Origin of the sequence: Colwellia sp. MB3u-41 (assembly GCF_014076845.1) — a bacterium.
GTDB lineage: Bacteria > Pseudomonadota > Gammaproteobacteria > Enterobacterales > Alteromonadaceae > Colwellia_A.
This window is the reverse complement of the sequence record NZ_JACGUT010000077.1, coordinates 47,004-72,068: the sequence shown is the minus strand read 5'-3', so window position 1 is coordinate 72,068 and position 25,065 is coordinate 47,004. Positions and strand designations below refer to the sequence as shown.

Here is a 25,065-nt window from a genome sequence, read left to right as displayed (position 1 = left end):
TACTTCTTTGTTAACCCTTCACGCTTTGAACACTTGAAAAAAATCAATAGTGATATCATAATGATATCACTTGTTAAAATCCTACTGAGAATACCATGATTACAGAAAAAGAAATCAAAGCTCCTAATGGCATTATGTTTATTTTTGTTTTACTGGCATCACAGATCGGTGCTTTTACTTTCTTAGTTAGTAACATAACAAATAAGAATGTCACTCTGGCTATTATTGGTTTGCTGGTCACTCTTGTAATTTTTATTTGTTGGTTTGGCTTTTTTATGGTCAATCCCAAAGAAGCTCGAGTAATGCAATTATTTGGTAAGTACGCGGGTACCGTTCACGATTCAGGCTTGCGCTGGGCCAACCCCTTTTACACAAAAATGCGGGTCTCTTTACGTGTGAGAAACTTTGAAAGTAGTAAACTTAAGGTGAATGACAAAAATGGTAATCCCATTGAGATTGCAGCGGTTATTGTCTGGGAAGTCACAGATACAGCCGAAGCTGTCTTTCAGGTTGATGATTATGAAGATTTTGTTTCTATTCAAAGTGAGTCCGCATTACGTAATTTAGCCACCAGTTATGCTTATGACCATCACGAAGATGACGATATTTCTTTACGAAGCGATCCTACTCAAATTTCTGCTGCTTTAAAAGTTGAAGTGCAAGATAGGTTAGAAAAAGCAGGTGTAACGGTAATTGAGTCTCGTATTAGTCATTTGGCCTATGCGCCAGAAATAGCAAATGCCATGTTAAGGCGCCAACAAGCCATGGCAATTATTGCTGCACGTAGAACCATCGTTGAAGGTGCAGTAGGTATGGTTGAAATGGCTTTAACGAAATTAGAAGAGCGTCAGATTGTCGAGCTTGATGCAGAGAGAAAAGCAGCGATGGTCAGTAACTTATTAGTCGTTTTATGTAGTGATGAAGCCGCTCAACCGATAGTAAATACCGGAAGCTTATATTAATCGTCAATAAAGTGAGAATATTGTGGCAAAAAAAGCATACCCGCTGCGTATTAATGAAGAAATACTATCTGCCATGCAACGTTGGTCTGATGATGAATTACGGAGTTTAAACGCGCAAATAGAGTACGTACTGCGTGATGCCTTGCGAAAGTCAGGCCGAAGTAAGCCCAAAGTGGTGGAGCCCATTATTGATCCACAAAGCTAACATTTTTAAATATACTGAAATATAATTACATAGTGTAATTTCACTATATTTTAGGTAAAAAAATACCGATGACAAAGTCATCGGTTGATTAGCTATGAGGAGAGCTAGAATATACAAATTATTACAACAAGCGTTCACTAGGGAACAACTACATTATAGAGTGATTATTCTACTTCTGTAAAGTAAATTATGTAATTAGATTACATTTTAGTTTTTAAATTACAAAAAGTAATTTACACGTTTAATGCGCCTGCTCCCAGTTATCACCCATACCTGCTTCAGCAATTAGCGGTACTTTTAATTCGACAGCTCCATTCATAATTTCAACAAGCTTCGCAGTGGTTTCATCAACGATATCTTGATGAATTTCAAACACTAATTCATCGTGAACTTGCATTGTCATTTTAATACGTGGATCATTCTGCGCTTGTATCCATTCATCTACTGCTAACATCGCTTTTTTAATAATATCTGCTGCGGTGCCTTGCATTGGCGCGTTAATAGCGGCACGTTCAGCCCCTTTTCTGCGCATCGCATTCTTCGCTTTAATATCGGGTAGATACAAACGACGCCCAAAGCATGTTTCAACAAAGCCTTGTTCTGCCGCTTGCTGACGCGTGTCTTCCATGTAAGCCATAACATTAGGATAGCGTTGAAAATATTTATCCATATATTCTTGGGCACGATGACGAGGTACATCAAGTTGTTTTGCTAAACCAAAAGCAGACATACCATAAATCAAACCAAAATTTACCGCTTTAGCACTACGGCGCTGATCAACAGTAACGTCACCTAAATCAACATCAAATATTTCAGCTGCTGTTGCTTTGTGTACGTCACGTCCTTCAGAAAAAGCAGCCACTAAACCTGGATCATCTGATAAATGCGCCATAATACGTAGCTCTATTTGAGAATAATCTATCGCAACAATTTTATGATTTTCAGGTGCAATAAAAGCCAAACGAATTTTACGGCCTTCTTCACTACGAATAGGAATGTTTTGTAAATTTGGATCGGTCGAAGATAACCGCCCCGTCGCTGCAACAGCTTGTTGATAAGAGGTGTGCACTCGTCCTGACTTACACACTAACAATGGTAATTTGTCGGTGTAGGTGGATTTAAGTTTACTCAATCCTCTATTTTCTAATATAACTTTAGGTAAAGCGTAATCAAGCGCGAGTTCTTGTAACACTTCTTCTGCTGTCGAAGGCGCACCTTTGGGCGTTTTCTTTATAACGGGAATTTTTAATTCTTCAAACAGTATTTTTTGCAATTGTTTGGGTGATGAAAGATTAAAGACTTGCCCAGCAATATCGTGTGCTTCAATTTCTAATGCTTGTAAACGCATGCCAAGCGCATGACTTTGTTCATTCAACAGATCAGAATCGATTAAGACACCGTGTTGTTCCATACGCGCTAAAACAGGTAGTAATGGCATTTCAATATCAGTAAATACAGATAACTGGTCTTTATGCTTTGCCAATTTAGAAAAAATAGCTTGGTGCAAGCGTAAAGTGATATCGGCATCTTCAGCAGCATAAGGTCCCGCTTTATCAATTTCTATTTGATTAAAGGTTAATTTTTTAGCACCTTTACCCGCAATGTCTTCAAAACTGATCGTTTTATAGCCTAAATACTTAGTCGCTAACGCGTCCATATTATGGCGAGTCGCAACACTATTTAAACAATAAGATTCAATCATGGTATCAAAAGTAATACCTTGCATTTCAATATCGTAATGTGAAAGTACATTGGCATCATACTTTAAGTTCTGACCAACCTTTGCTTGGCTTTTATCTTCTAAAAGGGGTTTTAGTTGTGCCAACACCCAATCACGATCGAGTTGCTGTGGTGCACCAGAGTAATCGTGCATCAACGGCACATAAGCGGCAGTGCCTATTTCAATAGAAAAGGATAAACCAACCAGCTCTGCTTTCATATAATCAACACTGGTTGTTTCAGTATCAAAAGCAAATAGATCCGCCTTTTTTAATTTAGCTAACCATGAAGCAAAATCAGCTTCATTGAAAATAATTTGATAATCAGTTTCAATAGCATCTGCTACAGGTATATCTTCTTCAATCATTTCACTGCTTGAACTTTCTAATACAACCGAACTAGCTAAATTGCCTTTTTGCAAATCAGCTAATAATCGGCGCAGTTCATATTTAGTATATAGCTCGGTGAGTTTTTCAATATTGGCTTCAATGGGTTGAAGTTGCTCAGCTGTTTGCTCTAGTGGCACATCAAGCTTAATCGTCGCCAGCTCATAAGAAAGCGGCAAAAATTTGAGCGCTTCACGCAAATATTCACCAATTTTTCCTTTGACGTTATCAGCATTAGCCATTACATTGTCTAGGTTTTCATGTTCCAACAACCATTTAACCGCTGTTTTAGGACCACACTTATTAACGCCTGGAATATTATCGACCTTATCTCCCATCAACGCTAAATAATCAATTATTTGATCAGGGCGCACGCCAAATTTTTCAACGACACCTGCGACATCCATTCTTACATCAGTCATGGTATTAATAAGCGTGACGTGTTTGTCAACTAACTGCGCCATGTCTTTGTCACCCGTTGAAATGACCGTATCGATGCCTGCTTTACTGGCTTGATCCGCCAAAGTGCCAATAACATCATCAGCTTCTACGCCTTCTATTACTAATAATGGTAACCCCATAGCTTCAACAATTTCATGTATGGGCGCGATTTGAGTGCGTAGATCATCCGGCATTGGTGGACGGTTAGCTTTATATTCAGGATACATGTCATTACGAAAGGTCTTCCCTTTCGCATCAAATATCACAATAACATTGCCATTTGGGTAGTCTTTTTTAAGACTTTTTAACATATTCAACACGCCAGTAATAGCACCGGTAGGTTGCCCATCTTTTGTCGATAAAGCTTGTAGATATGGCACATGGTAAGCACGAAATAAGTACGAAGAACCATCTACTAAAATGAGTGGCGATAAAGCAGAGTTTGTCATGATGATATGCGACTAGAAGTGAAATTTGGCTAAGGATGCCATAATCGGTACATTCTCTCCACTTAATCTATAGAATTAGTCTCGAAAGATCATTGAAATTGTGGATAAGTATGTTGAAAACAACAAAGAAAACCATCACAACAAAAAGATTGTTGCGGCACTTATATGCATAATGGTTTGATTTTAATAGGAAAAAGTTGTTTGTAATTTATTTTTTACATATTTATTTTTATTTTTATTTATGTGGATAAAAATTTATCCTGTACGTTTTCAGCACCTTATTAATTGTGTGTTTTTTGTGCTACTTAAATAAACGATGTAAGAGAATACCAGAATTCTTCCTCAATGCCAGACAATTATTAAATTATTTTTAGTGAGATATTTACCCTTTAAATAACTAAAAAAACATAAGCGAATAACAGTAAGACTTTGCGCGATTATCAAGGTAAAAATATGAAAATTAATTTATTTAAAATTCTTAGATTTATACTCAAGCTACGCTAAAAAAGCTCCTTAATATATTTACAATATCTTCATTGCCGGTATTTTATAACCTAGCCTGTAAATTTTTTTATTTTAGACCTACCTGGTCAGACCTTTATTGAGTAGATAACATTACAATGCTATTGTTATTACGAAGAAGGAATGGATATCTTTTTGACCCGTAGGTCGCCTTATTATTATATTTAATTGATTTTTGGTAACGCATTTTATTTAGACATTTTTAATAAAAGTACTTATCTGTATTACATTAAGTAAATAAAGGATTACACTCAAAGGATGAACAACCATATTAAAAGGCTTGATTAGTGCTGAATCTTACAATAAAACAAAAAATCATATTTGGCTTTACTACAATCGGACTATTATTATTAACCGCGAGTAGCTTCTTTTATTATTCATTAAATAAAATATCTGACGCGAATAATAATGTTGAAACATTGGCAGTGCCGGTGCAGAACCAAAGTGGAACCTTGCAAGTCCAATTATTGAAAATGATGAAGCAAGCTGCGGTTGCTTATACCCAGTCCGATACTGATGAGCTAAAAGAAAGCTTAAAACAATTTGGTCTACTCCAAGAAAATTACCAACAAACTGTGCGGTTATTAAGCCTGAAAGTAACAGATCAAGCAAAAATGCAATTAGCCCTTAAGCAGGCGCAAATGCAATATCAGCAGTACACAACATATATTGAAGCAATGTTTTTGGCGAAAACAGAACACCATAAAGCAACAGTAAGCTTTCAAAGTGACTTTGAGGCCTTTGAAGATGCACGGTATAAGGCAAGCACACAAATGCTTGATTTAGAAATAATAGAAGCAACAGGACAAGAAAAATTACTCGATGAAGTGATAGGAACTGGTACACGTATTGATGATTCTCTTTATACTTTAGGCAATACCATGTCTGGACTTAATCGCATTGAATTAACTGACTTAGTGACTAAGCATCAAGAGGACATGGTTTTTTTAGTCAATAATATAGAGACTAATTTTACTTATTTAGTAAATCAAGCTGAACCCCTTAAGGCAGATGATGTGCTAGAAAATTTCAGAAACAACTTTACAGTTATACAACAGTCACTAGATAAACCAGGTCGCTTATACCAGTTACAATTACAAACAATAGACTTAAAATATCAAGCCAAAGAAGCTTACTTGGCAGCCACAAAATATTATAACTTAACCTATGTTAAACTTGATGAACTAGTACTACTCGCCAATAAACGTTTTGTTCACTTTCAAAATAATGCGCAGGAAGAAATTCAAACAGGTAAAACATTGGCAATAGTTTTAGCGTTAATCTTTATTGTTATGGCGAGCTTTATTACTTATGTCACCACTAAAGCGATGATTGGTCCATTACGGGCAGTAAACAAAGCCTTGGCATTAATCGCCAGTGGTAATCTCTCAAAACGCATGGAGAAACGCAGTGATGATGAATTTGGCGTACTTATTACTAATATTAATAAGTTGTCAGATGATCTTACTCACTTGCTCAACACGATTAATGAAGATGCACACTCGCTTGATGAATCTGCGGGGCTGACCAACAAACAAAGCCAATTTATTTCAGCCTCTGCCACTCAACAAATAACCCGAATAGATAATGCCAAACAGCTTACCGAACAAATGTTTGCCAGTTCAAATAGGGTAAAAGATGAAGCAGATATCACCGCAAGCCACGTCACTGAAGCCTCAAAACGTAGCCAAGACATTAATAGTATTGCTAATGATAATAGCCTCCGTATTAAAAAATTATCCACTCGATTGAGTGAGTCTGTTGAAGTAATGGAATTACTTAGCCAGCATAGCCGCAGCATAGGTAGCATTTTAGATACGATTGGGGGCATTGCTGAGCAAACAAACTTACTGGCCTTAAATGCTGCTATTGAAGCCGCTCGAGCAGGAGAACAAGGTCGTGGGTTTTCAGTGGTCGCAGATGAAGTAAGATCATTAGCTTCTCGCACTCAAGCATCAACGGCTGAAATACAAGTGATGATTAATAATTTACAAAAAGACACGTCTATTGCGGTTAAGGCTATTTCTGAAGGCCAAACACAAGCCAGTGAGTGTGTTGACCAAAGTCAGCAATTGAGCCATGCCATTAACCAAATTGAAGAAACGCTCAAAGCTATTGACTCAATGAGTAAAAGCATCACAACGGCGGCAGAGGAACAATTGGTTTATAGTGAACAAATAGAACAAACAATGAATGACACAGCCGATGCAGCAAGTAAAAATGCAAGTGAAGCCAGCAATATGCACAAAAGAAGTGAAGATGTGAGTAACCTGGCTCATTCGCTGACAAGCTCGGTAGAACGGTTTACACTTTAAGCGAGTAGGTATTTGCGACAGGAGTACACTTTTATAGAGCGTCATCATGCGATAATCTCAGATGACGCTAATATGGATATTAATTGCAGCGGTTCAATTAATTCATCGTAACAAATTCTTCTGCACTGGTTGGATGTATCGCGATAGTATTATCAAAGTCTGCTTTCGTTGCTCCCATTTTCATGGCTACCGCAAAACCTTGTAACAACTCATCACTACCAAAGCCGATGCTATGAATGCCCACTATTTTTTCTTCTTTTCCGATACAAATAAGCTTCATACGCGTAGGATCACGATAATCTTCAGTCATCGCCTGATATAGAGCAGTGAACTGAGAATTATAAACGTTAACTTGTGCTTCACCGTACTCTGCAATCGCCTCTTTTTCTGATAAACCAACCGTACCAATAACTGGATGGCTAAACACGACCGTTGCAATATTTGAATAATCTAAATGCTCATCAGGTTTATCGTTAAATAAACGTTCACATAATCGACGGCCAGCAGCAACCGCTACAGGTGTTAACTGAGCACGGCCGGTGTTATCACCTACCGCATATATCCCATCAACATTGGTGTTTTGGTATTTATCAGTAGAAATAAAACCACGGTCATTCATTTCTACACCCGCAGCCTCTAAGTTAATATTATCTGTCGCAGGTTCTCGGCCTATTGCCCAAATTAACGCATCAACTGGCCCTACCGATTGACTGTTTTCTAAATGTACCGTCAGCTGCCCGTTATCATGTTTTTCAACACGCGTTGGAATACTGTGGGTATGAAGTGTTGGGCCGTGTTTTGCCATTTGCTCAACTAACGTATCACTCAGCATATCGTCAAAACTACGCAGTGGCTTTTCTTTACGCACTAATAAATGCGACGTAGTGCCTAAAGCATGAAATACGCCAGCAAGCTCTACCGCAATATAACCCGCCCCCACAACCGCAACACTTTGAGGTTGCTCAGTTAATGCAAAAAAGCCGTCAGAATCGATGCCATACTCTGCACCTTCAATACTTGGAATGCTCGGACGGCCGCCTGTGGCAATAACAATGTGGTCAGCTGTAATTTGCTCACCATTAACTTCTACGGTATTTTTATTAATAAATTTGGCAAAACCATTAATGACAGTAACACCGTTACTCGCAAAGCCACGTGCATAAGCTGCATGAATACGTTCTATATAAGCTTCTCTATTTTTTACTAACGTTCCCCAGTCAAAACCTTGCAACGGCGCTTTAAAGCCATAATCGGCAGAATAATGCAGTGCATCGGCAATTTGTCCTGCGTACCACATAGCTTTTTTCGGTACACAGCCCACATTTACACACGTACCACCAATTTTCTTCGCTTCAATTACCGCTGCTTTTTTACCGTGTTTTGCTGCGCGATTTGCAGAAGCAATACCGCCACTTCCTGCACCAATAGCAAGAAAGTCAAAATGTTGAGTCATGTTTTTGTTCCTAGAAAAAGAGTATCTAATAATATATGCGGCTAAACCTAACGTTATTCAAGCCGCTTATCTATTCTGGTTTGTTAACTTTTATGCCGATGACATTAGCTTGTAAGTATTGTTCTATTTTAGCACTTTCAACAGCCTTGCTATACAAATAGCCTTGAATGAGATGACAGTGCTTCTCGCCTAAAAATTTCAGCTGTATTTCATTTTCTACACCTTCAGCGATGCAAACCATTTTCAAATTTTTGGCCAATACTAAAGTAGCCGCTACAATGGCTTCATCAGCAGAGTTAATACCGATCCCCGAAACAAAGCTCCGGTCAATTTTTAAAATTTTCAAAGGCAATTTTTTTAAATAAGATAATGATGAGTAACCGGTACCAAAATCATCCAAAGCAAGTACCACACCTAGTTTATCAAGCGCTTTCATTGTAGATATTGCTTTATCTGGATCAGAAATAAGCATACTTTCAGTGACTTCAAACTTAAGTGCTTCAGCGGATAAATTATGCGTTTGTAAAATACTTTTCAAATAAGGAATTAAATTGTCTTCAAGGAAATGCTGAACAGACAGATTAATCGATAAGTACATATTAGGACGAATAGCTCGCCATTTTTTCAAATCTATGACACCGCGTAAGATTGCGTCTTCGGTCATAGGGATGATCAACCCGAGGTCTTCTGAAAGTGGAATAAACGCATCAGGTGAAATAAGATTATCTCCGCTTTGCCAACGCAATAATAACTCTGCACCTATGGCCTTACCTTGGTATGAATCAACAATGGGTTGGTAGTGGTTAATAAACTCATTGTTTTCAAAAGCGAGCTTAAGTGTAGATTCTGCATGTAAACGCTCACTTGCTTCAACATTCATACGTGGCGTATAAAATTGAAAGGTATTACGACCCAGTTGTTTAGAATGGTACATAGCGACATCAGCGTGACGAATGAGCTCATCACTATTTTTAGCATCTTCAGGAAAAAGAGCAATGCCGATACTAGCACCCACACTAATGGTATTGCCATTTAATGTTACCGGTTCACCAATCGCTGTAATAACTTTCTGTGCAATGCGCCCCAGTTGGCCATGACCGCGAAAAGACTCTAAAAGCACAACAAACTCATCACCGCCAATACGAGCAATAGTATCATCAACCCTTAGTACTGCTTTTAAGCGCTTAGTCACTTCTTGTAATAGCAAATCACCACAATCATGCCCTAATGAATCATTAACTTGCTTAAAACGGTCTAGATCAATAAAAAACAAAGCAATCGACTCTGACATACGAGCAGAATAGTCCATCGCATGTTTTATTCTGTCAAGCAGTAATGCACGATTAGGTAAATCCGTTAAATAGTCATAATTAGCTAAATAGCGCAGCTCTTTTTCTGCATGTTTTTGCGCGGAAATATCAGTAAAAATACACACAAAATAAATACTATTGGTTGACTCATTAAGGCTGGCACTGACGGTTAAAATAACATGAAATTCTTCGCCAGCCTTCGTTTTTATGAGCTCTTCACCTCGCCAGTCATCACCCGACTTTAAATGGGTAAATAAGGTCTTATAAAAATCAAAACGCTCGTCGGTTAGGCCAAACACCTTGGCATCAAAGGCAAATTCTTCCTCACGCCAAGCAAAGGCCTGTCGTAATGATTCATTCGCGATTACCCGACTAAAGTTGTCACTAATAATTAAGACCCAATCTTTAGTTTTCTTAAAAGCTTCACCATAGAAGTGAGCACGTTCGGCGTCGGCTAACGACTGGGTAATATTGGTATATGCGCCGGTAATTCTGGTTGGCCTACCTTTGGTGTCAGTTGCCACAATTTTTCCAAGATCTTTAAACCACAGCCACTGACCATTGGATTTTTTCATTCGGTAACTACATGAGAAGCTAGTCTTAATATCAGCTGCAGCCAAAAATTGTAACCATCGTGAATGAAACAATTCACGTTCATCTTTGTGAATTAACGACAAATGCTTATTAAGGCTATAAGAATATTTAAGGTCGCTATAACCTAATTCTTCAGAGGCGCGTTTAGCGAACATTAAGTTATCATCACTTTGCCAATCCCACACTTCACTATTACTACCGGTTAATGCCAGCTGCAATCTATTTTCTCGGTATTTGACCTCTTCATGGGCGGCAAGTAATAAGCGCGTATTTTGTTGGCGTTTTGCATACCACAGCATAAATACAATCAACAAGAACACAATATAAACTAAATAAGCTAACGGCGAAGACAAAAAAGCATATTTCACCACAAAGTTAATAACAAAAGCGTCAGAATATTTTTTAGTTTCAGTTGATTGAATACGCACTATTAGCGAATGCGCCCCTGAAGATAAGCTCGAAAAAGTAATATGATTTTCAGCGGTTAATGGATAACTTATGTTATCAGCACCTTGCAACTTATATTCAAACAGGATGTTATTCGTGCTGTTGTAAGTTAATGGCGAGAAATCAATACGAATACCCACATCATCATAATTTAACTGAACGGTATCACCATTACTCAGCACAAAAGGCAAAGCTAAATCACGTGATAACACATCAATATTAGTAGCATGAACACTAAGCTGATCTTCATAATTTTTCTTCTTTAAGCTAAGGGGATTAAAAATACTTAAGCCATTCATCGCACCGTAAGCAAAATTTTGATTAGCCATTTGATAAAAAGCGCTACTATTAAACTCTCTGCCAATTAATCCGTCACTGATACCGAAGTTACGAATATGGTGTGTTTCAATATCTATCATATAAATGCCATTATGACTGGCATACCAAAGGTCACCTTCTGGGTCTACCAATAAACCATAGATATGATTGCCGACAATAGAATTACCTTTGTGGTAAAAGTATTTTTGTTCGTACGTTTTACTGTCTAGACCAACAAGCCCTTTGCCTGAAAAACTAAACCAAAGCATGCCTTTTTTATCAAAGGCTAAGCTTTCTATATAGGTCCACTCTGTTTCTTTAATATTAAGATTTTGATATAAAAGTGTATTTGTGCGATTTTCTAGGTCAAAAAACCATAGTGAATTATTGGTAGCAAAAAGCATTTTGTCACTATTAGGTAAATAGCCTAGAATATTGAAGATTTTGTCTTCTGCTATTTTTTCGCTCATCTCATCAAGCGGGTCAATAATTCCCGTTGCCAGTGAAATACGATTGACACCTTTTTCTGTAATACTCCACAACGTATTATATCGATCATAAAAGAAAGAATACTGCTCTAACGCAAGGAGTTCTTTCACGTTATCGTTGTACGGAATATCAATGAGTTTTTTACTTTCTATATCAAATAACACCACGCCTTTTGCAGTAGAAATCCATAAACGTTGCTGTAAATCTTCATAGACACCATATATATAGCTAATATTGAAAGTGTTTTTTGGGTTATTTGTTGTTAAATAGTGCAATGTTTTTTTGTTACGCGTATCAAGTAAATTAAGCCCATTTCTTGTACCCACCCATAGCTGCTCAGGATCACTACGTAATGCGGTAATAAACCAAATAACATTATCTGTCAGACTCTTTGCATTGTCTTTTTTGTAACCGTAATTACTGATTAAGCTCCGCTTAGGATCCCACTTATACAGACCCGTTGCCCTAGAACCTAACCAAAAAGAACCTCGTTTGTCTTTCAAAATAGAAATAACATCATTGCTTTTAATATGGTCAAAAAATTCATTAAATGAGAAAAGAAATTCGGTGGTGTCGGTGGTGGTATTAATGACTGATAATCCTAAGTGACTGCCTTGGTATAAATTATCGCCATCAGCATAAAGCTGCCAACTTGACACTGCATCAGTGATCACTTTATAGGCAGGCAATTGAAAGTCGCCTGCTAAATAATTATTCACTTTATTAATGGCTAAGCTATAAACACCATGGTCTGTCCCTAAATAAAGATCATTGGTTGCACTAATATTCAGGTTGTATACTTTATTTGCACCGACAGCACTAAAGCTCTCTGAACTAATTTCAGTCGACGTGACGGCAGGTAACTTTTTCCATGCTTTAGTGTCAATATTCAGCGCAAAAACACCAACACGTGTCGCAATATATAAGATATTTTGGTGTAACACTATTTCGAAAATATTATTAACCGTAGCAAGCTCATTTGATAAATCTAATAGACGCGTACTTTTTTGAGATATTTTGTTATACACGATGATAGTTTTTGCACTAGCAATAAAAAATTCATTATTGTTGCCCTCGACCATATCAGCTATATAATAATCTTTATTTATTGGGTCTGTTTCTAGAATTTTTTGGTAAACATCTGTTTTTTTATTATAGGTATATAGCCCTTTATCAACGATGTTCAACCAAAGTAGTTTGTCCTTATCTTGAATAATCCGATACGTTTCATAATGGTCAAAATCATTATCTGGCCCAGGTAAAGTTCGAAAGCTATAACCGTCATACATATTCAAACCACTTTCAGTGCCTACCCAAATAAAACCTTCATCATCTTGAAAAATAGTTTTAACCGAACCTTGAGACAAGCCATGCTCAACTGACAAGTTTTCTAAATATAAATGATTCACCTTTGCTTGTGCTTGTGCCGTATTTGTAAAAAGCATAGCGTACAGTAAAAAAAGTGAATATAAGGAATTCACAGTAAAAAAACGAAACATAACACCTCAAGAAACTCACGACGAAGACAAATCATATACTTTTAGTATAAGTAAAATACAATTAAAATAAATATTTATCCAAACTAAAATGGTAAATAAAGAGCATAATTAACAATAACAAACACCGTATTAACATAGACAGTAGCATTTATTTTTTTAAGGTGATCAATTTTAAGTAAAATAGATTGAAAACAAAAAGCGCTACACCTTGAATCTCTCCTCTTAAGGTCTTACATCTAGATCATCATTTAATAAAGAAGACCGCATTATGAGCAATCCATTATTAACAGTTTCAGATTTACCCCAGTTTTCTCAAATAAAGCCTGAACATATTAAGCCTGCTGTTGAGCATGCGATAGCAGAATGCAAAAAAGTGATTGCAGCAGTGCTTGAAGAAAAAACCTTTACTTGGGCTAATTTAATCATGCCTACGGACGAAGCTGACGATACGTTAAGTAAGCTGTGGTCGCCGGTATCCCACATGAATTCCGTTGTTAATAGTGACGAATTACGTGAAGCATACGAATCATGCTTACCACTTTTATCTGAATACGGTACTTTTGTGGGTCAACACCAAGAGTTATATCAAGCCTATCAGCAACTCGCTGCTAGCGACGAATATCAGCAATTGAACATTGCTCAAAAGAAAGTGGTTGATAATGCGTTGCGTGATTTTAAATTGTCAGGTATTGCCTTAAATAATGAAAACAAAAAACGCTACGGTGAAATTGTTACCCGTTTATCAGAATTAAGCTCTACTTTTGGCAATAACCTACTTGATGCAACACATGCTTATAGCGTTAATATTACCGATAAAAACGAACTCGCTGGTTTACCTGACAGTGCTATAGAAGCCGCTGCTGAATTGGCAAAAGAACAAGCAAAACAAGGTTGGTTGTTTACCTTAGATATTCCAAGTTATTTACCCGTTATGATGTATTCGAGTAATGCAAAATTACGTGAACAGCTCTATCGTGGCTTTGTTACCCGCGCATCAGACCAAGGTCCAAGCGCTGGCGAATTTGACAACAGCGACATCATGAACGAATTGTTAAAACTACGTCATGAATTAGCACAATTATTGGGTTTCAATAACTTTTCTGAAAAATCTATTGCCACAAAAATGGCCTCATCAACCGATGAAGTTTTAGGCTTCTTAGAAAATCTCGCCGTAAAATCAAAGGCACAAGGCCAACAAGATTTAAATGAAGTTAAAGCATTCGCGAAAACAGAATTTAATGAAACAGACCTACAAGCATGGGATTTGCCTTACTACAGTGAAAAATTAAAGCAAAGCCGTTACGCTATTTCAGACGAAGAATGTCGTCCTTACTTTCCAGAAAAAAAAGTAGTGTCTGGCTTATTTGAAGTTGTTAAACGTTTATTTGGACTACAGATCAATGAAATAGCTAACATTGATACTTGGCACAAAGATGTGAAGTTTTTTGAAGTATTCGACAGTAATAATAATTTACGTGGTCGCTTTTATTTAGATCTATACGCTCGTGCCCATAAGCGTGGTGGCGCATGGATGGACGATTGTAAAAGTCGTCGAGAATTAACCAACGGTAACATTCAATACCCTGTTGCTTACCTTACGTGTAACTTCAATAAGCCTATTGGTAATAAACCTGCCCTCTTTACCCATGACGAAGTGGTGACTTTATTCCACGAATTTGGTCATGGTATTCACCATATGCTGACACAAGTTAATACGAGCGGTGTTTCAGGTATCGATGGTGTTCCTTGGGATGCAGTAGAATTACCGAGCCAATTTTTAGAAAACTGGTGCTGGCAACCAGAGGCATTAGCCTTTATTTCAGGTCACTATGAAACAGGTGAACCACTGCCACAAGAAATGCTTGATAAAATGCTAGCGGCAAAAAATTATCAATCGGCGATGCAAATGTTACGTCAGTTAGAATTCAGTATTTTTGATTTCAAAATGCATAGAGATTATCAACCTGAACAAGAAAATACCGCCTATATTCAGCAGACTTTAAATAAAGTTCGTGAAGAATACTCGGTAGTGAAAGCGGCTGACTTTAATCGCTTTCAACACAGTTTTGGCCATATTTTTGGGGGGGGGTACTCTGCAGGTTACTACAGCTACAAATGGGCAGAAGTATTATCCGCTGACGCCTTTAGCCGTTTTGAAGAAGAAGGGATTTTTAATGCACAAGTAGGTAAAGACTTTCTCACTAATATATTAGAAAAAGGTGGGTCACAAGAACCGAGTGTATTATTTAAAGCTTTCCGTGGTCGTGAGCCTAAGATCGATGCTTTACTTCGCCACTGTGGTATTAAAGGATAAATAACGCAGTCAGTTAACGTAAAACACTGAGTGTATTTAAAGAGAACTCACTTTTTGAATACACTCAGTACCCGTCCTATAATTTGGCTTCGGCTCACCGGACCAAACTGCTCAACAGCAATACTCGATAAGTTTTCACCTTTACACCAAATAAAGCCATTGCCATCAATTAATGCCACCGTTTTTATGATCACCCAGTATTGACGATGATGAACCAATATCGTTTGTTCTGGTTTTATCTGTAGGTACATCCACCAGTGACACACCAACACATAGCTATATTCAGGGGTACGCGGAAACATACTATGTCCAGTGACTTTCCAAATTTTAAAGCCTAAAAACGTCATGTATTTAGTGTAGAGCGCGCTAAATTTGGCGAATAAGCACATTGAGCCACAAAGGTTGGTTCTACTAATAGTGGCTCATAACTTTTAGAAGAAATACCACAATGCGCCACCACAGTGGGGAAATGAACTTTATTATCGAGCTTTTTAATTAAGTGATATAGCATAGTCCCCCCCTCCTTTACTTATTTTATAGCAGACATCCCGTTAATGGACAGTCCCTTGGTTTTCATCAAGTTGCGCTTTAAATTCTTTTAATCCTTTTTGGCACTCTTTACAAATTGAATATTTTCGTGAAAACAACAGTACGGGCATAAAAGTCAATTGTAGTGCTTTTAATGCGATAAGTTGCATGTCATCACATTGTTGACCATTTTGACTCAGTGCTAACATACGATGATGTGGAATTAGCAGATATTCTAACGAAACTTGGGGATTACCTTTTGTTTCATAGAGTACCGCTAGATTATGATAAGTCCCTATCCATGCCATGAGTAATTCAATATTCATGGTATCCACTGACCATAAATCATCAAGATATGAAGCTGCTTCTTTATAGCAACATTCCGCTTGTACCCATTTTTCATTATCAAAAAATTCATTACCGTTACTCAATAAACGTTGCCATTCCCGCATAGTTTTTCCTTCCCCGTATAAATAAGTGTAAACTGCATTAACCGGTATTTCTGGTGGTTAACCACCAATCAAGCTTAATGATAATCATTCTCAATTAGATCTTCAAGGAGTATTTTATGCTGTCCCCCATTATTTTCTCATCTGAAAAATAAAGTAGCCTCCATAAGGTAATTAACGGTAACTTGCTTTCCACCTTTTACTTTCACTGTGTTAATATTTTCCCCCATAAAAGTAATCGCAACTTAAATAGAATATTTATGTCTTTAGAAAAATTCGACTCTCTATACCAACGTGCCGCAGAACGTAAAGGCGGTGCTGCTGTGCTAAACCTATTACTAGGTGATACTCAACAAGATAATTTAGTCGCCAAACTAGGTGATGATAGAATTTTGTCAGCCTTCACTAAAAAAATTTTTCAGAGTGGTTTTGTTTGGCGGGTGGTCGAAAATAAATGGCCAAACTTTGAAGAAATGTTTTTTAATTTTGATCTGACAAAAATACTGATGATGCCCGAAGAAATGCAAGAACGTAAAGCGGCTGATGCTCGAATTATTCGTAATTTCAACAAAGTAAAAACTATTCAAGCGAACGCACACATGATGTTTGATGAAATACATAGCGATGATAGCCCACACCATAGTTTTGCTGAGTTTATTGCGTCATGGCCAAGTAATAACATGATTGGTTTATGGGATTACTTGAAAAAAAATGGTCAACGTTTAGGCGGTAATACAGGACCTTATGCTTTACGGGCGATTGGTAAAGATACCTTTTTACTAACCCGTGACATTGAAGCTTATTTTCGTGCGAAAAAAATAATTGATGGCGGACTGCAAAGTAAAAAAAGCTTAGCCGCTATTCAAACCGCTTTCAATCAATGGCAAAGTGAATGCGACTTATCACTGAGTCAACTCAGCCGCTTAGTTGCCTATGCAACCGGCGATAACAATGTTCAAGTAGAGTTTGATTAATGGATATATCTACAATAGCCGTAGGTTACGTTGATAAAACCGATGTTGATTTAGCTAAAAAAATTGCTAAAAAATGGCAGCTAGCCTATATAGGCCACAGCGCTTCAGCCACTACACACCCTCAATTACTGTTTTTACTACAGGTAAATTTTCAGCAGTTGGAACTGATCAAACTTGATGAACCCAAACTCGGTGGTATTAAAGTTGATTTTGTTGATGGCGCCGTTGCCCATCGACGAAAATTTGGTGGTGGACGCGGCCAAGACATTGCTAAAGCGATTGGACTAAAACATGGTTTTACCCCACATGTACTAGACGCTACCGCAGGCTTAGGACGAGATTCTTTTGTATTGGCTACCTTAGGCTGCACAGTCACCATGAAAGAGCGCATGCCCATTGTTGCTGCATTATTGGAAAATGGTCTTGAACGCGCTAAATTAAATAGTGAGGTTAGTGATATTGCCAATCGGATGTCACTTGTTCATGCGGCCACGATTGAAGAATTAGCATTCACCCAACAGCCCGATGTCATTTATCTTGACCCGATGTACCCTCATCGAGAAAAGTCAGCCGCAGTAAAAAAAGAAATGCGCGTATTTCAATCACTCGTTGGTGAAGACTTAGATGCAGATGATTTGCTTGAACCGGCATTGAAATTAGCGAAATATCGTGTTGTAGTTAAGCGTCCAAGTTATGCGCCACCCTTAAATAACAAAACGCCTTCAACCAGTATAAAAATGAAAAAAAATCGTTTTGATGTTTATGTAAATCAGGCCATACCTAAAAACAATTAACCTTATATCCTGCGTTTAAACAGTCGTTAATATGAACTAACGGACTATGCCATGTTTGCGCAAGCCCACGAAACGACTTTCTCTTGGCTTGCCGTTTATTTAGCCTATTAAGTTAAAATCAATCAGATTTAACCACAACACACTGCATACTTGCTCAATAAACTCTTGTCATAAAACCGCAACAAAGATCAGTAAGAATCGGCATTAATTTATCTGTGAATACCCTTCAAGGATTGACTATGCGAGTTTCAAGTTTTTCACGACTGTCTGTTATTGCCATCAGTATTTTTGCCATTATATTCGTTGCAACGATGTATCATGTTGGCACTTCTCTTACATCAAGTAGAAACCAGTACGCCGAATATCATGCATTGAAAACGTTAACCACTGTGAAGTTTTATCGCACCATTGCAACCTATCTACAAACCGGTGATGCCAGCCTGCTCAATACCGCACAAGAGCAACTTAACAAAATAATTACACGCTCAACAAGCTTAGATATTGGTAACTTAAGCCATAACATTACCGAAGAAGCGGGCAAACTTAATAAAAATATTGAAACAAAGTATCGTGCCATGGGTAAGTTAAGTGGCAACCCACTCGCTTTGCTTCGTAACAGTGAACAGAACATGGTCGCTATTACTCACTCGCTGATAAAATATGCCGCTGAAAGTGAGGCGTTAGACGAACAGCAACGTATAAATTATTTAGTAACGATGAGCAATATTGCTCGCGCATTAAACCATTTAATCAACACACGTGAAAAGTTGTTTCTTAGTCAAAATATTAGCGACACCGGCTTTAAAAATGCGTTACAAGAATTAGCACAACGGCATCAACAATTAACAAATTATCCTTTATTGGCTATTTTTCTTGAAAGCGACAGTAATACCGATGAAGACGACTTTTTTTCCAATGATGATGACAAAGAAGACATCAGTGAAGAAGCGATTGATGAACTCAATTCACTCATTAATCGTTATCAAAGTGAGTTTGAAAACACCCTAAATTCACAGAATCAGCGCACCGCTGGCTTAGCACTGCTCAAACAAAATGTTACCGCATTAGAAGATATTATTCTTATCGCTGAAACAGAAATATTGAAGAAACAACAGGTGTTGAATCAGCAACTTTATCGAATAGTTATTGGTTTGCTGTCCTTTTTAATCTGTTTTTTAGTCGCCAATTACTGGTTGCAACGCAGCGTAATTTTGAATCCATTACGTAAATTAAGAAACGGTTTTGTGCAACTCGTTGAACAAGGAAAGGTTGATAACATTACGGATATTCCAGAAAAAACTGAATTGGGCGAAATATCTTCAAGCTTCAATAAAATGGTGAATAAACTTGCACAAGATGACAAAGCAAAAGCACAACAACTTGATTTAGTGGCTAAAGCATTAACAACGATGGAGAGCCAAGTTAAAAATATTTATCAATCATCAAAGAGTACCAGCACGCATGTGCAAGGTGCTCGCGAAATTATGAATGCATTAGGCCAAGCGACTGAAACGGTAAATGCATTGTCTGAGCAGGTAGTGAACAACGCACAAGCGACGCAACAGGCAATGGAAACAAGTCAAAGCCGAGTTGCACAAGTGCTCGCCGCAAGCGATTCAACCAGTATGGCTGCACAGCAAAGTAAAACCGCGATAACCTCACTTTTTCAATCTGTTGACAGTGTAACCTCGATAGTTGACGTTATTGGCGCAATTGCGGATCAAACGAATTTATTGGCGTTAAACGCCGCTATTGAGGCAGCAAGAGCAGGTGAACACGGCAGAGGCTTCTCGGTTGTTGCTGATGAAGTGAGGCAACTTGCCGGTAAAACTCAAGATTCGCTTAAACAAATATCTCAACGTTTAGATCAGCTACAAAGTGCAAGTAACTCGATTGAAAAAACAATTATCGATATTGAAAAAGCGTCGTACAACCAAAAAACAATTGCCGACCAATTACAAGAAACGGCTTTAGAAGTTACTGGCCAAGCAAAAATATCAGCCACCGTCGCCCAAGACTCTCTCACGCAAATAACATTGCAACGCCAGCACTTTATTGCGTTTGAACAAGCAATGAGTAATGTTGATGAAGAAGTGAGTAACTCTCAACAACTGGCTAATATCATCTCTATTGATGTGAATAACCATGTCAGTGATATTGGTTTAACCCTCGATAAAAGAGCCTAACGTTAAATAGTTATTTTAGTTATATTTACCGATAAATAGATGCATCTCTGCGTTCTATCTTCTAAAATAAGTGTAGTAATGAGATTTTTTGAGACATTTATGGCAAAAGCACTTTGTAAATGGAAAAAAAAAGACATAGAAAAAAGTCTTCATGAGCTTGCGCACATTGTTGATAAGCCGCGTTTTATCTGCAAAGATTGTGCACGTTCTGCACACGATAAAGGTTTTTTATGTAAAGCGATAACGCTTCCTCTAAACCATCCACCGAGTTAACCCTTAAAATAAGAGAATTTTATGATTCAAGAAAATAAATCCATGCCATCAGGTGAGTTATCAGAGCTAAAAAATGGGAATATGATCACCCACAAGACCAATGAACTTTTTGCCAACAAAAAAGTGGTGTTATTTGCGGTACCTGGCGCTTTCACACCAACATGTTCAGCCGCTCACTTACCCGGTTATGTTGTATCAGCTGACGAATTAAAAACCAAAGGTGTTGACGCCATTATTTGTTTATCGGTAAACGATGCCTTTGTGATGAATGCTTGGGGTGAAGCACAAAATGCCGAAAATATTATGATGCTTGCCGATGGTGACGGTAGCTACACGAAAGCACTAGGTTTAAGTATGGAAACAGCTGGCTTTGGTGGCTTACGTTCTCAACGTTATGCCATGGTCATTGAAAATGGCATCGTTATTAATTTACATGTTGAAAAACCTAAAGAATTTGAAGTCAGTAAAGCTGAAGCTATTTTGAAAACGCTATAAGTTAATGATAATGATTTGTGTTAGTTATCATATTGTTTTTTATATGTTTTAAATTTATTTATTATGAAAAATCATACTTTTTAGCTTGTAACACACGCACAGAACAGGCAAAATTCACTCATATTTCTTAATGAGGCACCATCATGTTAAAACCTGAAATGGTCAAACAACTAAATAATCAAATAAACTTAGAGTTTTACTCGTCAAACTTGTACTTACAAATGAGTGCTTGGTGTGAAGAAAAAGGCTTTGAGGGTGCCGCAACATTTATGCGTAAACATGCGGCAGAAGAAATGGACCACATGACACGTTTATTCACTTACGTAAGTGAAACTGGCGCGTTACCTATCATCGGTACGATTGAGTCACCACCACATGAATTTGAGTCATTAGCTGACATATTTGAAAAAACATACAAGCATGAATGCCACATTACTGAACGTATCAATACATTAGCGCATCAGGCATTTACAAACCAAGATTATTCAACGTTTAACTTCTTGCAGTGGTATGTCGCAGAGCAACACGAAGAAGAAACTTTATTTAAAAGTGTTTTAGATAAAATTAACTTGGTTGGCCACGACGGTCATGCGTTATTCTTTGTTGATAAAGATTTAGCAGAAATGGCTAAAACGGGTACAACAAGCATCATGACTGGCGCTCCTGTTTAATAACAATCAATAAAAACATCAAAAAAGGCTTCAGTTTGAAGCCTTTTTTATAAGTTATCTTTATAGTTTTTTAAGTTCAGTGAGGTAAAAACACGTATCCTTCGCTACGAAAAGACTTTATATGTGAATGCTCAGAGTTAATCTGTAGTTTTTTCCTAATCGTTAAAATGTGCATATTGATACTTCGGTTAGATTCATCAAGGCTGCGATTAAAAATGTGCTTGGCAATACTTTAGCGAGACACAATATTAGGAAAATCATTCATTAATAACCAAAGTAAATTAAATTCTAATCCTGTAAGCACTACTGCCTGATTGCTGCAATAAACTTCTCGCCTACCGAACAATATTTCAACGCCATCAATCACTATTCTCTGCGAGGAAGGCATTATAGTGTTTGATCAAAGAAGCTAACTTTATAGCCAGTAGGAGCAGTATTATCAACTTCAGTCATTACTATTAAAAATTTCATACTATTTATACGATGTATATACTTTTGAATATTCATTAACTCACCTAACTCTTTATTGTTATCACTGCTTCATGGGCAGTTCAAATATCACCAGTGAAAATGTTGGCAGTATCGAGAGCAATAGAGTCACTTGTTACAAATTAGTTCTTACCTTTAGACAATCTTTGCACTTCTTTATCTTGGTCATTTTTGTTTAAGTAACATCTCGTGTAATACCTCAGCTATTCAATATATAATGAGCATGACAAATAAAGTTCAACTTAAAATTATAGGAAAATACTTTGCAAATTGACGTATTAGTTATTGGTGCCGGTGCAGCAGGTTTAATGTGCGCGGCAACTGCCGGTTATCGCGGTAAAAAAGTGGTAGTGGTTGATATGGGCAAAAAGCCTGGCCGTAAAATACTCATTAGCGGTGGCGGACGTTGTAATTTCACTAATGAAAATGCCCGTGCTGAAAACTATATTTGTCAAAACCCGCATTTTATAAAATCAGCGTTAAGTCGTTATTCAGCACAAGACTTTATTGAGCTCGTTGAGCGTCACGGCGTAAATTATCACCATAAAACGTTAGGGCAATTATTTTGTGACGACAGTGCAAAAGATATTGTTGATGTTTTGATGACCGAATGCGACTGGGCAGGTGTAGAAGTAAAAATGCGTAATGAGGTGCTTTCAGTTACAAAAACTGAAAGTGGTTACCAAGTAAATACAACCGAAACGAGTTATACCTGTACTTCTTTAGTGGTTGCTTCGGGTGGCTTAACCATGCCAAAACTTGGCGCGAGCCCAATTGGCTATAAAATAGCAGAACAATTTGGCTTAAAGGTTTTACCTACAACCGCAGCATTAGTGCCTTTTACCCTGCATGACCACGATAAAGCGCGTTTTGACGGATTGTCTGGCATAAGCATTCTTACTGAAGTGTCTAGTGATAGTGGCGACAGCTTTAAAGAAAATATTTTATTTACGCATCGAGGTTTATCTGGACCTGCTATTTTACAAATATCGTCTTTTTGGCAAGCAGGCCAAGCAGTCACCATTAACCTATTACCTGATCACAACCTAAGTGAGATAATCGCTGATTGGCGCCAGCATCAAGCACAAAAATCGATAAAAAACTTACTCGCAACCATACTACCCAAGCGATTTATTGAGTGCTTAATTGAGAGTAAAGATATCCCCGACAAAGCAGTTAATCAACTCAGTCATGCAGAAATTCAAGCACTTCATCCCTTTATGCACCAATGGCAAATAAAACCTAACGGTACAGAAGGTTATCGAACGGCAGAAGTTACCCTTGGCGGCGTCGACACTGACGAGCTATCTTCCAAAACCTTTGCAGCAAAGAAGAGTGAAGGGTTATATTTTATCGGTGAAGTAATTGACGTAACCGGTTGGTTGGGTGGCTATAATTTTCAAGCGTGCTGGGCTCAAGGTGTAGCGACAGGTTTGGTGGTCACTTAATCAAACGCAATAAAGCCGCTAATATAAATAATATCTTGCTGAGTCTGCGGCTCAGCGCACAATCACTCGTCCTATAATGAGTAAATGAATAATGCAAGCAAGCAATCAACCCTACTGTCCACTTTGTAATAATCAGAATTTATGTGGTGTAAGTAATACCACAAAGCCTTGTTGGTGTACTCTCGAAAAAGTGCCTAGCGCATTAATTCAAGGAGTACCCGATGCAGAAAAAGGTAAAAGCTGCATTTGCCAAGCGTGCATTAAAAAATTCAACTTAGCTCAAAAAGATAGCTTTATATTACTTTAAATAACACCTTAATCACTGATCATTTTGTATAAGCGCTTGTTACTTTTAACCTGATTAGGTATTTTAAACGCTCATTTAGGCGCCTAAATTTTGGGGTGTTTTTATTGCTAATCATACTGTTTACTATACTTGTATCACTTCCCTAATAACAATCAAAAACAAGGAAAGATTAATGTCTATCGTTACCGATGCAACTCAAATAAAGACAACCTTCATTGCACCAACCCAGCCATGGAGTGCTAAAGCAACGTTAGGGTTAACCGCACTGCTTTTCATCTTATACTTTATTATATCAATGATGTCTCTTGCCGTAGGCACATGGATAGAGGCCACCACATCAGGTGTTAGTTTAGAAAGCGTTCAAGTATTTGGAGCAGGCATAGGCCAAAAGTTAGCGCTTGATGGCGACTTTAATGCCATTAATTATCTTGTCACGGCCTTATGTTTATCGCCTATTATCTTTCATTTTGCCAATCGAAAAAAAGTAACCACGGCGCCGGCTTACTTAGGTTTTGATAAACTGCCCAGTAAAACTCAATTCATTAAGTTTAATCTCGCCATATTGGGCTATTTTATATTTTCATACTTTGCATCAAACGCCCTCGATATAAAAACACCACAAAGTATGATCAATATTTATAACAGCACTGATTATCTGTTTTTATTATTTATTGCCGTAGTGATTGCTGCACCTATTTTTGAAGAACTTGTTTTTCGTGGTTTTCTCTTTAAAGGATTAGCAAACTCACCGTTAGGCGTTATTGCGACCATTATTATTACGAGTATCTTATTTACGCTGATTCATGCGGGTCAGTATGATTTAACAATATTGATGGTGTTATTTCCTTTAGCGATTATTTTTGGGGTATCTCGCTACCTTAGTGGCGGTATTTATTTACCGATTTACTTACACTTTATCAATAATTTATATTCCAGTGTAGATATGTACTTGTTTATGGAATAATTAAGCTATTGATAATAATAAGAAAATAATAATCCAATAGCCTAACTTAAAAAAAGCCAGGTGT

General features: G+C 37.6%; 19 protein-coding genes. 13 read left to right on the top strand and 6 right to left on the bottom strand.

What is annotated here, in order from left to right:
- Positions 1-95 precede the first annotated feature (95 nt).
- On the top strand, positions 96-962 hold the full coding sequence (locus H4J73_RS09525; protein ID WP_182180381.1) for an SPFH domain-containing protein: 867 nt from the start codon (positions 96-98) through the stop codon (positions 960-962).
- A 22-nt stretch (positions 963-984) separates the two neighbouring features.
- Positions 985-1,167, top strand: coding sequence for a hypothetical protein (locus tag H4J73_RS09520; RefSeq protein WP_220460066.1), 183 nt, complete (start codon positions 985-987; stop codon positions 1,165-1,167).
- Between the two features lie 241 nt (positions 1,168-1,408).
- Here the strand turns inward: H4J73_RS09520 and polA are convergent, their stop codons facing one another.
- A complete protein-coding gene (gene polA, locus H4J73_RS09515) occupies positions 1,409-4,162 on the bottom strand; it encodes a DNA polymerase I (RefSeq protein ID WP_182180379.1) in 2,754 nt (917 codons plus the stop codon).
- 809 nt (positions 4,163-4,971) lie between these two features.
- On the opposite strand from polA, the gene H4J73_RS09510 reads away from it, so the two are divergent.
- Positions 4,972-6,999, top strand: coding sequence for a methyl-accepting chemotaxis protein (locus H4J73_RS09510; protein WP_182180377.1), 2,028 nt, complete (start codon positions 4,972-4,974; stop codon positions 6,997-6,999).
- 97 nt (positions 7,000-7,096) lie between these two features.
- On the opposite strand, the gene gorA is transcribed toward H4J73_RS09510, so the two are convergent.
- Positions 7,097-8,452 (bottom strand): glutathione-disulfide reductase, encoded by a 1,356-nt coding sequence (gene gorA, locus H4J73_RS09505; protein ID WP_182180375.1) that lies wholly within the window; start codon positions 8,450-8,452, stop codon positions 7,097-7,099.
- 70 nt (positions 8,453-8,522) lie between these two features.
- On the bottom strand, positions 8,523-13,055 hold the full coding sequence (locus tag H4J73_RS09500) for an EAL domain-containing protein (RefSeq protein WP_182180373.1): 4,533 nt from the start codon (positions 13,053-13,055) through the stop codon (positions 8,523-8,525).
- 322 nt (positions 13,056-13,377) lie between these two features.
- On the opposite strand from H4J73_RS09500, the gene prlC reads away from it, so the two are divergent.
- Positions 13,378-15,423: an oligopeptidase A gene (gene prlC / locus H4J73_RS09495; RefSeq protein ID WP_182180371.1), complete on the top strand. Its 2,046-nt coding sequence runs from the start codon at positions 13,378-13,380 to the stop codon at positions 15,421-15,423.
- Positions 15,424-15,470: 47 nt separating this feature from the next.
- On the opposite strand, the gene H4J73_RS09490 is transcribed toward prlC, so the two are convergent.
- Positions 15,471-15,725: a S24/S26 family peptidase gene (locus H4J73_RS09490; RefSeq protein ID WP_182180369.1), complete on the bottom strand. Its 255-nt coding sequence runs from the start codon at positions 15,723-15,725 to the stop codon at positions 15,471-15,473.
- Positions 15,726-15,974: 249 nt separating this feature from the next.
- Positions 15,975-16,403, bottom strand: a complete 429-nt coding sequence (locus H4J73_RS09485; RefSeq protein WP_182180367.1) for a hypothetical protein — start codon at positions 16,401-16,403, stop codon at positions 15,975-15,977.
- Positions 16,404-16,660: 257 nt separating this feature from the next.
- On the opposite strand from H4J73_RS09485, the gene H4J73_RS09480 reads away from it, so the two are divergent.
- The 6 genes from H4J73_RS09480 (at position 16,661) to ftnA (ending at position 21,793) form a co-directional block, all read left to right on the top strand.
- Positions 16,661-17,374, top strand: coding sequence for a DNA-3-methyladenine glycosylase I (locus tag H4J73_RS09480; RefSeq protein WP_182180365.1), 714 nt, complete (start codon positions 16,661-16,663; stop codon positions 17,372-17,374).
- Complete coding sequence (locus H4J73_RS09475; protein WP_182180363.1) at positions 17,374-18,168, top strand: class I SAM-dependent methyltransferase; 795 nt, start codon at positions 17,374-17,376, stop codon at positions 18,166-18,168. Before H4J73_RS09480 ends, H4J73_RS09475 begins: the two co-directional genes overlap by 1 nt.
- A 239-nt stretch (positions 18,169-18,407) precedes the next feature.
- Positions 18,408-20,354 (top strand): methyl-accepting chemotaxis protein, encoded by a 1,947-nt coding sequence (locus H4J73_RS09470; RefSeq protein ID WP_182180361.1) that lies wholly within the window; start codon positions 18,408-18,410, stop codon positions 20,352-20,354.
- A gap of 78 nt (positions 20,355-20,432) precedes the next feature.
- Positions 20,433-20,627, top strand: coding sequence for a hypothetical protein (locus H4J73_RS09465; RefSeq protein ID WP_182180514.1), 195 nt, complete (start codon positions 20,433-20,435; stop codon positions 20,625-20,627).
- 21 nt (positions 20,628-20,648) lie between these two features.
- Positions 20,649-21,122: a peroxiredoxin gene (locus H4J73_RS09460; protein WP_182180360.1), complete on the top strand. Its 474-nt coding sequence runs from the start codon at positions 20,649-20,651 to the stop codon at positions 21,120-21,122.
- Positions 21,123-21,265: 143 nt separating this feature from the next.
- Complete coding sequence (ftnA, locus tag H4J73_RS09455) at positions 21,266-21,793, top strand: non-heme ferritin (protein ID WP_182180358.1); 528 nt, start codon at positions 21,266-21,268, stop codon at positions 21,791-21,793.
- A 76-nt stretch (positions 21,794-21,869) separates the two neighbouring features.
- Here the strand turns inward: ftnA and H4J73_RS20995 are convergent, their stop codons facing one another.
- Positions 21,870-22,010, bottom strand: coding sequence for a winged helix-turn-helix domain-containing protein (locus H4J73_RS20995; protein WP_404851852.1), 141 nt, complete (start codon positions 22,008-22,010; stop codon positions 21,870-21,872).
- Between the two features lie 535 nt (positions 22,011-22,545).
- On the opposite strand from H4J73_RS20995, the gene H4J73_RS09445 reads away from it, so the two are divergent.
- The 3 genes from H4J73_RS09445 to H4J73_RS09435 all read left to right on the top strand — a co-directional run bounded on the left by H4J73_RS09445 (position 22,546) and on the right by H4J73_RS09435 (position 25,001).
- Complete coding sequence (locus tag H4J73_RS09445; RefSeq protein ID WP_259366649.1) at positions 22,546-23,730, top strand: NAD(P)/FAD-dependent oxidoreductase; 1,185 nt, start codon at positions 22,546-22,548, stop codon at positions 23,728-23,730.
- Between the two features lie 91 nt (positions 23,731-23,821).
- Positions 23,822-24,037 (top strand): cysteine-rich CWC family protein, encoded by a 216-nt coding sequence (locus H4J73_RS09440; protein ID WP_182223451.1) that lies wholly within the window; start codon positions 23,822-23,824, stop codon positions 24,035-24,037.
- A gap of 172 nt (positions 24,038-24,209) precedes the next feature.
- Positions 24,210-25,001 carry a CPBP family intramembrane glutamic endopeptidase gene (locus H4J73_RS09435; RefSeq protein ID WP_182180354.1) on the top strand — a complete coding sequence of 264 codons (792 nt, stop codon included), beginning with the start codon at positions 24,210-24,212 and terminating at the stop codon, positions 24,999-25,001.
- The last annotated feature ends 64 nt before the right edge of the window (positions 25,002-25,065 follow it).